Genomic DNA, 5,949 nt, shown 5'->3' with positions numbered 1-5,949 from the left:
GGCCCCGCCAATGAACTCGGCGCGCCTAAGAAGGCGACGATTCTGCTGCTCCTGATACCCTCCGCCGTAGGATCTCAATTGAGAATGGGGAGTCTGCCGTTCCTTATTGAAGCCGCCCCGCCGGAGGGGAAAGTCCGGAAATACGGTATGAGATATCGGTCGTCGTTCTCGCCGAGATGCGCAATCCATGACCTCACGTCTGGCATCGCTGGACGCAAGTATGATTTCGCTCAGTCGACGGCAAATACACTCTTGCGGCGCTTCCTCCCAAAGCGTGGGCCGCAAGGAGTACGACGATGCCAAACGTACGACATGTTTGGATAACAATTGCCTGGGCCGCGCTGTTAGCGGCAGGCTCGGGTTTGGCGGCCTTGGCTCATGACGGCGGCCACATTAGTGGCGGCCAAGGAGAGGGCTACGGTCACCGCCACAGTGACGAAGGACATGACGCGGGAGGGCCAAATGACCCTTCAAAGGCCGGGAGCATCGGCGGTCGCTGCCGGCGATCAGTTCTCAGAATGCTGATCTCATTGAGGCGAGAATTCCATCACCTGCAGAGGTGTGCGGCCAGTCGGGAGAACCAACTCGATACAGCGGTCGCCGAGGTCTTCCTGCGAGAATCGCTTCTTTGAATGTAACGAGACGAACCAGCATTGGTCCGGGCGCGCCCCGGATGGGCCGGCCTCCCCGGCAGGAGGAATCATGAATATCAATCATCCCGGCAAACCGGAGACGGAGGTCGTAGCATTGACCTTACCGCGTGCCAAAGAGGGGAGATTTGTCCGCGCGCTCCGCATCGTCGCATTTGGCGTTGCTGCCCTATCTGCGTTGTCCGCCGCTGCGTATGCCGGCCGGCAGTATTGGACGGTCTGGCGTTTCGAGGAATCGACCGACGATGCCTATGTGGAGGCCCACATCGTGCCAGTTGCACCTCAAGTCGCCGGCTACCTCGCCACTGTGCTGGTCGCAGACAATCAGAAGGTCAAGGCGGGCGACGTGTTGGCGACCATCGATCCGCGCAGCTTCAAGGCAGCCGTCGATGAGGCGAAGGCAGACGTCGCCGAGGCGAAGGCGAAAATCGTGAGCATCGACGCCCAGTTGGCAGAGCAGCGCGCCCTCATCGACGAGGCGGATGCCACCCTAAAGGCCGACCAGGCCACGGAGGTCTATGCCGCGCAAAATGACGAACGCTTCGAAACGCTTGCCAAGGGGGGATATGGCTCCGTCCAGAATGCACAGCAGGCAGCATCCCAGATCGGCGCCGCGAACGCATTGGTCGCGAAGGACAAGGCAGCCCTGGAGGCGGTGCGGCGAGAGGTCGGCACTCTCGCGGCCCAGCTTGATGAAGCAAATGCTGCTCTGCAGCACAACCAAGGAGCACTCGAGGAGGCAGAACTGAACCTAGGCTACACGGTTTTGCGGGCGCCCAGCGAAGGCGTTGTCGGTATGCGCCAGTTGCGGGTGGGCCTCTACGTCCAGCCTGGCATGCAACTACTTGCGGTAGTCCCGCTCGACGGTATCTATGTGGTCGCCAACTACAAAGAAACCCAGCTCTCCGAGGTCACTTCGGGCCAGAAGGTCAGGATCGACGTTGATGCTTTCGCCGACACCCCCGTAAGGGGCATCGTTGACAGCATCGCGCCGGCCAGCGGCCAAGAGTTCTCGCTCCTGCCCCCCGACAATGCCACCGGAAATTTCACGAAGATCGTTCAGCGGATCCCCGTCAAGATCGCAATAGACCGGGATGATCCTCTCGCAGGGTTGCTCCTGCCCGGAATGTCAGTCACCGCCACGATCACCGTTAGCCAACCGCCGCCAGATACAGAGCATGGCAGGTCTCGAAACCAGCCATGACCGAGACCCTACCGATGACATCGCATCGCGACAGGGAGGGTGCGACTTTCCGCGATTGGATCTGCATTTTCGGATGCATGCTCGGCGCGTTGATCGCTGTGCTGGACATCCAGATCACCAATTCCTCGCTTCCGGAGATCGAGGGCGGGATTGGTACGGGCTCCGACAACGGAACGTGGATATCCACCTCCTATCTCATCGGAGAAATCATCATGATCCCGCTGACGGATTTCTTCACGCGAGTGTTTTCGTTCCGCAGGTTTCTGCTCGGCAGCACCTGCCTGTTCCTCCTCTTTTCAGTCGCGTGCGCTTTCACGACAAGCCTCGGGCAGATGATCGTCCTCAGGGGTTTTCAGGGCTTCGCCGGCGGCGTGATGATCCCAATGGCATTCACCCGCGTGCTGACGTCCTTGCCACAACGCCAGCAGCCGGTTGGCTTGGCAGCATTTGCGCTCACGGCCACTTTTGGGCCTGCGATCGGACCGACTATCGGCGGTTACCTCACCCAGCACTATGGCTGGGAGTTTATCTTCTTCGTCAATCTCGTGCCGGGAGTCCTGATGCTCGGCCTGCTTTTTCCAACCCTCGAGCGGGAGAGGATGAACCTTTCGCTGTTGAAGGAGGGGGATTGGTATGGCATCGCCTTCATGATTGTTGGGCTTTCCTGCCTCCAGACCGTGCTCGACGAGGGCAACAAGAATGGCTGGTTTGGCTCGCCGCTCATCGTTCATCTATCGATCGTTGCCGTCGTCGCCCTTGCGGTCTTTGTCGCCATAGAGCTGACCGTTGATAGGCCTGCCGTTCAACTGCGGGTGCTCGTCCACCGTAACTTCGCGCTCGGAACCCTAGCCAACATGCTGGTCGGCGTCGCGCTGTTTGGCTCGGTCTATGTGCTCCCGGCCTATCTGAGCCAAGTCCAAGGGTACAATTCCGAGCAGATTGGTATGGTGTTGGCCTGGGTCGGGCTGCCCCAACTGGTAATTATTCCGTTCGTTCCCTGGTTGCAGAAGCATTTGAGCGCACGTGCAATCGTCTGCGCCGGGCTCGCGATCTTTGCAGCGAGCTGTTTCATGAACACGCATCTTAACGTGAATGATGGCAGCGATCAGTTCGTGACCACGAATTTCATCCGTGCATTCGGCCAGGCCATCGTCCTTGCTCCGCTTGCCGGTATTGTGATGGTCGGCATACCTAGCGAACTCTCCGGTGCGGCGTCCGGGGTTCTCAATATGATGCGCAGCCTCGGTGGGGCGCTGGGAACGGCCATGCTGGCAACACTGATCACCAGGCGGGAGCAATTCCATTCCAACATTATCGGGCAGTCTGTCACGCCCTACAGCGAGCCCACCGAGCAGTTCATATCTCGAATGACGGAATACATTATGTCGCGCGGTGTCTCAGACGAGAGTCTAGCACGCCACCAGGCGGAGGCCTTTCTCGGGAAGCTCATCGCGCAGCAGTCCCTGATCATGGCCTTCTCCGACACGTTCTACGTCCTTGGCATCATCTTGCTGGTGGCGGCGGTGGCGGTGCTGTTCACCCGGAGCCGTAGTCCAATGTGACAGGGTGCCGGGAGATCGACCTTCCCGCAGCTTCCGTCGCCGCGGTAGCCCGACAGGCCGAAGACGTCGTCTGGCTAGTGAATTCTCGTGTTGAACTGAAGTCGATTGCCACGGCCCGGAGGCCGACGAGCGTCATCGACGCATCCAGCTGCCTGCCAGTCATCCCTATGAATACTGGAACAGCCAAACCACAGAGCGAGCCGGACTGTACCTTCAGACGACCAGATCGGCCGATCTGACAGCTAATCGCGTGGGTCTCCCCCGACTTACATGCATCTAAAAGGAGTAGAGCAATGAATCCCCAACTGACTGACATCGAACAGGTCCGACGTGCCAAGGCGAGATACTGCCGTTTCGTCGATACCCGAGACCTGGAACAATTCGCCTCCCTTTTAGAGCCGACAGTCGAGGTTCGGGTCTTCAGCACCGAAGGCGAGCTCATCGCAAGCTTCGATGATCGCGAGAGCTATATGGACGCCATGCGGAGCTACATTCAAGGTTCGCACTCGATCCACCAGCTTCACAACGACGAAATCGATCAGATTTCGCAAACGGAGATCACCGCCATTTGGTCGATGGAGGACGTGCTTGTCTTTCCTGGAGCGGCCGCCGGTCTTCCGGCTCGGATCAAGGGCTACGGACATTATCATGAGCTATGGCGACTTGGCCCCTACGGTTGGCGTCTCGCGCGCATGACGCTTCGCCGGACGATCTTCGAAGTCACCAACGCGTAGGAGGCGATCATGGTTGGAAATCCGATTCATGTCGGAATTATCGGAGTGCACCCCGACAATGGCTGGCCGACGATCGCACACAAGGCGGCGGATGAAAGGCTGCTCGAATATCGCGTCACCACCATCAGCAGCAACCGGGTGGAGGTAATAAAGGTTGCAGCCGAGGGATTTGGCATCCCACATGCCGATACGAACGAGACGCTCGTCAATGATCCGGGCGTAGGTGTCGTCGTCGCGGTCACGGTGACGCAGCACAGGGAACTCGCAATCCGATTGCTCGAAGCAGGCAAGATCGTCTTCTGCGAGTGGCCTCCGGAGGCCTACGGTGCCACACGCCTTCAGGAAGTGCCATCGCCGAGCGTGGGCCTGAGTTCCCCGCGTCCCGTCTCCGACTTGAGGAACAACGCCCGCCTCGCACAGACCTTGGACGGCGCGGTTGACCTCCAGAGTCTAATCAATGCGATCGAATGTAGCGAGGGGGAGGCGGTCGATGTCTGAGACGATGCTGGCGCTTATAATGACGCGAGCGGGCGGACCCGAGGTCATGGAAACGCGCGAGATCGCCCGGCCGCGCATTGCGAACGATACGGATATTCTGGTTCGCGTGATGGCGGCGGGGGTCAATCCGGCCGACTGGCAGAACCGCCGCAATGGCGCGGTGTATGGGACTGGCCCGCGGGACGCATTCACCATCCTCGGCATTGACGGTACTGGGATTATTGAAGAGGTGGGTTCGGCAATCACCCATCTCCGTCCCGGGGACGCCGTCTGGTATGTCGATGGCGGCTATGCCGGCAATTTCGGCAGCTACGCCGAATACAAGGTGCTCAACGGGCATTATGCCGCGCGGAAACCCGTCAGCCTAGGCTTCGTCGAGGCAGCGGCGTTGCCGACGGTGGCGCTCACGGCCTGGGAGGCAGTATTCGAGAAGGCCGATGCCAAGCCGGGTAGCTTCGCCCTGGTGCATGGCGGCGCAGGAGGACTTGGACATATCACTATACAATACCTGCGCAGGCTCGGCGCCCGTATCGCGGCAACCGTCTCAGGCGACGCAAAAGCTGCCTTCGTGCTGTCACTTGGTGCTGAACTGGCGATCCAATATCGCGAGGAGGACGTTGCCGCCGCCTTGCGCCGCTGGACCGGAAAAGCCGGCGCGGATATCGTCTTCGACTTCGTGGGGCACGAGAATTTTGCGCGAAGCTTCGACCACGCCGCGCCGTTCGGCACTCTGGTGAACACCGTCGTCTCGCCATGGCCGAAGGGAAGCAACGATTCAGCGGAATGGAACAATCTCGACGTCCGCTTCGTCAATATCGGACAGCCGCAGATCGCGGGCGATCATCTTCGCCGGCTGAGACAGACCGATGTCTTGCGGCGGGTTGCCGGGATGGTCGATCGCGGCGAGCTGCACCCTCATGTCGACCGGGTGGTGTTGTTCGGCGGTGTTGGCGCGGCACACGAAGCTTTGGAGAACGGCCGTACGATGGGTCGTGTCGTCCTTTCCATTGCTCCGGACCTGGCTGCCTAGCGCCGGCGACCAACCACTGTTCATGTCAGTAAAGATCACACCATGGACATGGGACTTGTTGGAAAGCGCGTCCTCGTGATCGAACCGAGCACCGGGCTCGAGGCGATGGTGGAGGTATTCGCCGCGGAAGGTGAAGCCGCTTTCGTGCAGGGGCGGGACGAAGCCTGCGCGCAGGCCTTGGCCGAGTCGATCTTTGACGCCGGCGGTCGAGTCTAATGCGACCGCGTGCAGCGCTTCCTCCGGCGGGGGGGACCGGGGCGCGACGCTGCTC

6 protein-coding genes are annotated in these 5,949 nt (G+C 60.2%); all 6 read left to right on the top strand.

From position 1 onward, the window contains the following. The first annotated feature begins 702 nt into the window (after window positions 1–702). The 6 genes from EN984_RS19545 (at window position 703) to EN984_RS37770 (ending at window position 5,894) form a co-directional block, all read left to right on the top strand. Window positions 703–1,854, top strand: coding sequence for an HlyD family secretion protein (locus EN984_RS19545; protein WP_127269550.1), 1,152 nt, complete (start codon window positions 703–705; stop codon window positions 1,852–1,854). Further along, a complete protein-coding gene (locus EN984_RS19540) occupies window positions 1,851–3,416 on the top strand; it encodes an MDR family MFS transporter (protein WP_127270669.1) in 1,566 nt (521 codons plus the stop codon). The genes EN984_RS19545 and EN984_RS19540 overlap by 4 nt, the downstream gene beginning before the upstream one ends. Window positions 3,417–3,709: 293 nt before the next feature. After that, window positions 3,710–4,150, top strand: coding sequence for a nuclear transport factor 2 family protein (locus EN984_RS19535; RefSeq protein WP_127269552.1), 441 nt, complete (start codon window positions 3,710–3,712; stop codon window positions 4,148–4,150). A 9-nt stretch (window positions 4,151–4,159) separates the two neighbouring features. Beyond that, a complete protein-coding gene (locus EN984_RS19530; RefSeq protein ID WP_127269553.1) occupies window positions 4,160–4,648 on the top strand; it encodes a Gfo/Idh/MocA family oxidoreductase in 489 nt (162 codons plus the stop codon). After that, the gene (locus EN984_RS19525; protein WP_127270672.1) at window positions 4,641–5,678 is read left to right on the top strand and encodes a zinc-binding dehydrogenase; all 1,038 of its coding nucleotides are present in this window, start codon (window positions 4,641–4,643) and stop codon (window positions 5,676–5,678) included. The genes EN984_RS19530 and EN984_RS19525 overlap by 8 nt, the downstream gene beginning before the upstream one ends. Before the next feature lie 42 nt (window positions 5,679–5,720). Continuing rightward, window positions 5,721–5,894, top strand: a complete 174-nt coding sequence (locus EN984_RS37770) for a hypothetical protein (protein ID WP_164748740.1) — start codon at window positions 5,721–5,723, stop codon at window positions 5,892–5,894. Window positions 5,895–5,949: the final 55 nt, after the last annotated feature.

It is taken from the genome of Mesorhizobium sp. M7A.F.Ca.CA.004.12.1.1 (assembly GCF_003997835.1).
GTDB lineage: Bacteria > Pseudomonadota > Alphaproteobacteria > Rhizobiales > Rhizobiaceae > Mesorhizobium.
This window is presented reverse-complemented; position numbering and strand designations above follow the sequence as displayed.

What these genes read in the sequence shown, in the direction of transcription:
- EN984_RS19540 (WP_127270669.1), top strand. Translation starts at nt 1,851, where the DNA reads ATGACCGAGACCCTACCGATGACATCGCATCGCGACAGGGAGGGTGCG.
- EN984_RS37770 (WP_164748740.1), top strand. Translation starts at nt 5,721, where the DNA reads ATGGACATGGGACTTGTTGGAAAGCGCGTCCTCGTGATCGAACCGAGC.
- EN984_RS19530 (WP_127269553.1), top strand. Translation starts at nt 4,160, where the DNA reads ATGGTTGGAAATCCGATTCATGTCGGAATTATCGGAGTGCACCCCGAC.
- EN984_RS19545 (WP_127269550.1), top strand. Translation starts at nt 703, where the DNA reads ATGAATATCAATCATCCCGGCAAACCGGAGACGGAGGTCGTAGCATTG.
- EN984_RS19535 (WP_127269552.1), top strand. Translation starts at nt 3,710, where the DNA reads ATGAATCCCCAACTGACTGACATCGAACAGGTCCGACGTGCCAAGGCG.
- EN984_RS19525 (WP_127270672.1), top strand. Translation starts at nt 4,641, where the DNA reads ATGTCTGAGACGATGCTGGCGCTTATAATGACGCGAGCGGGCGGACCC.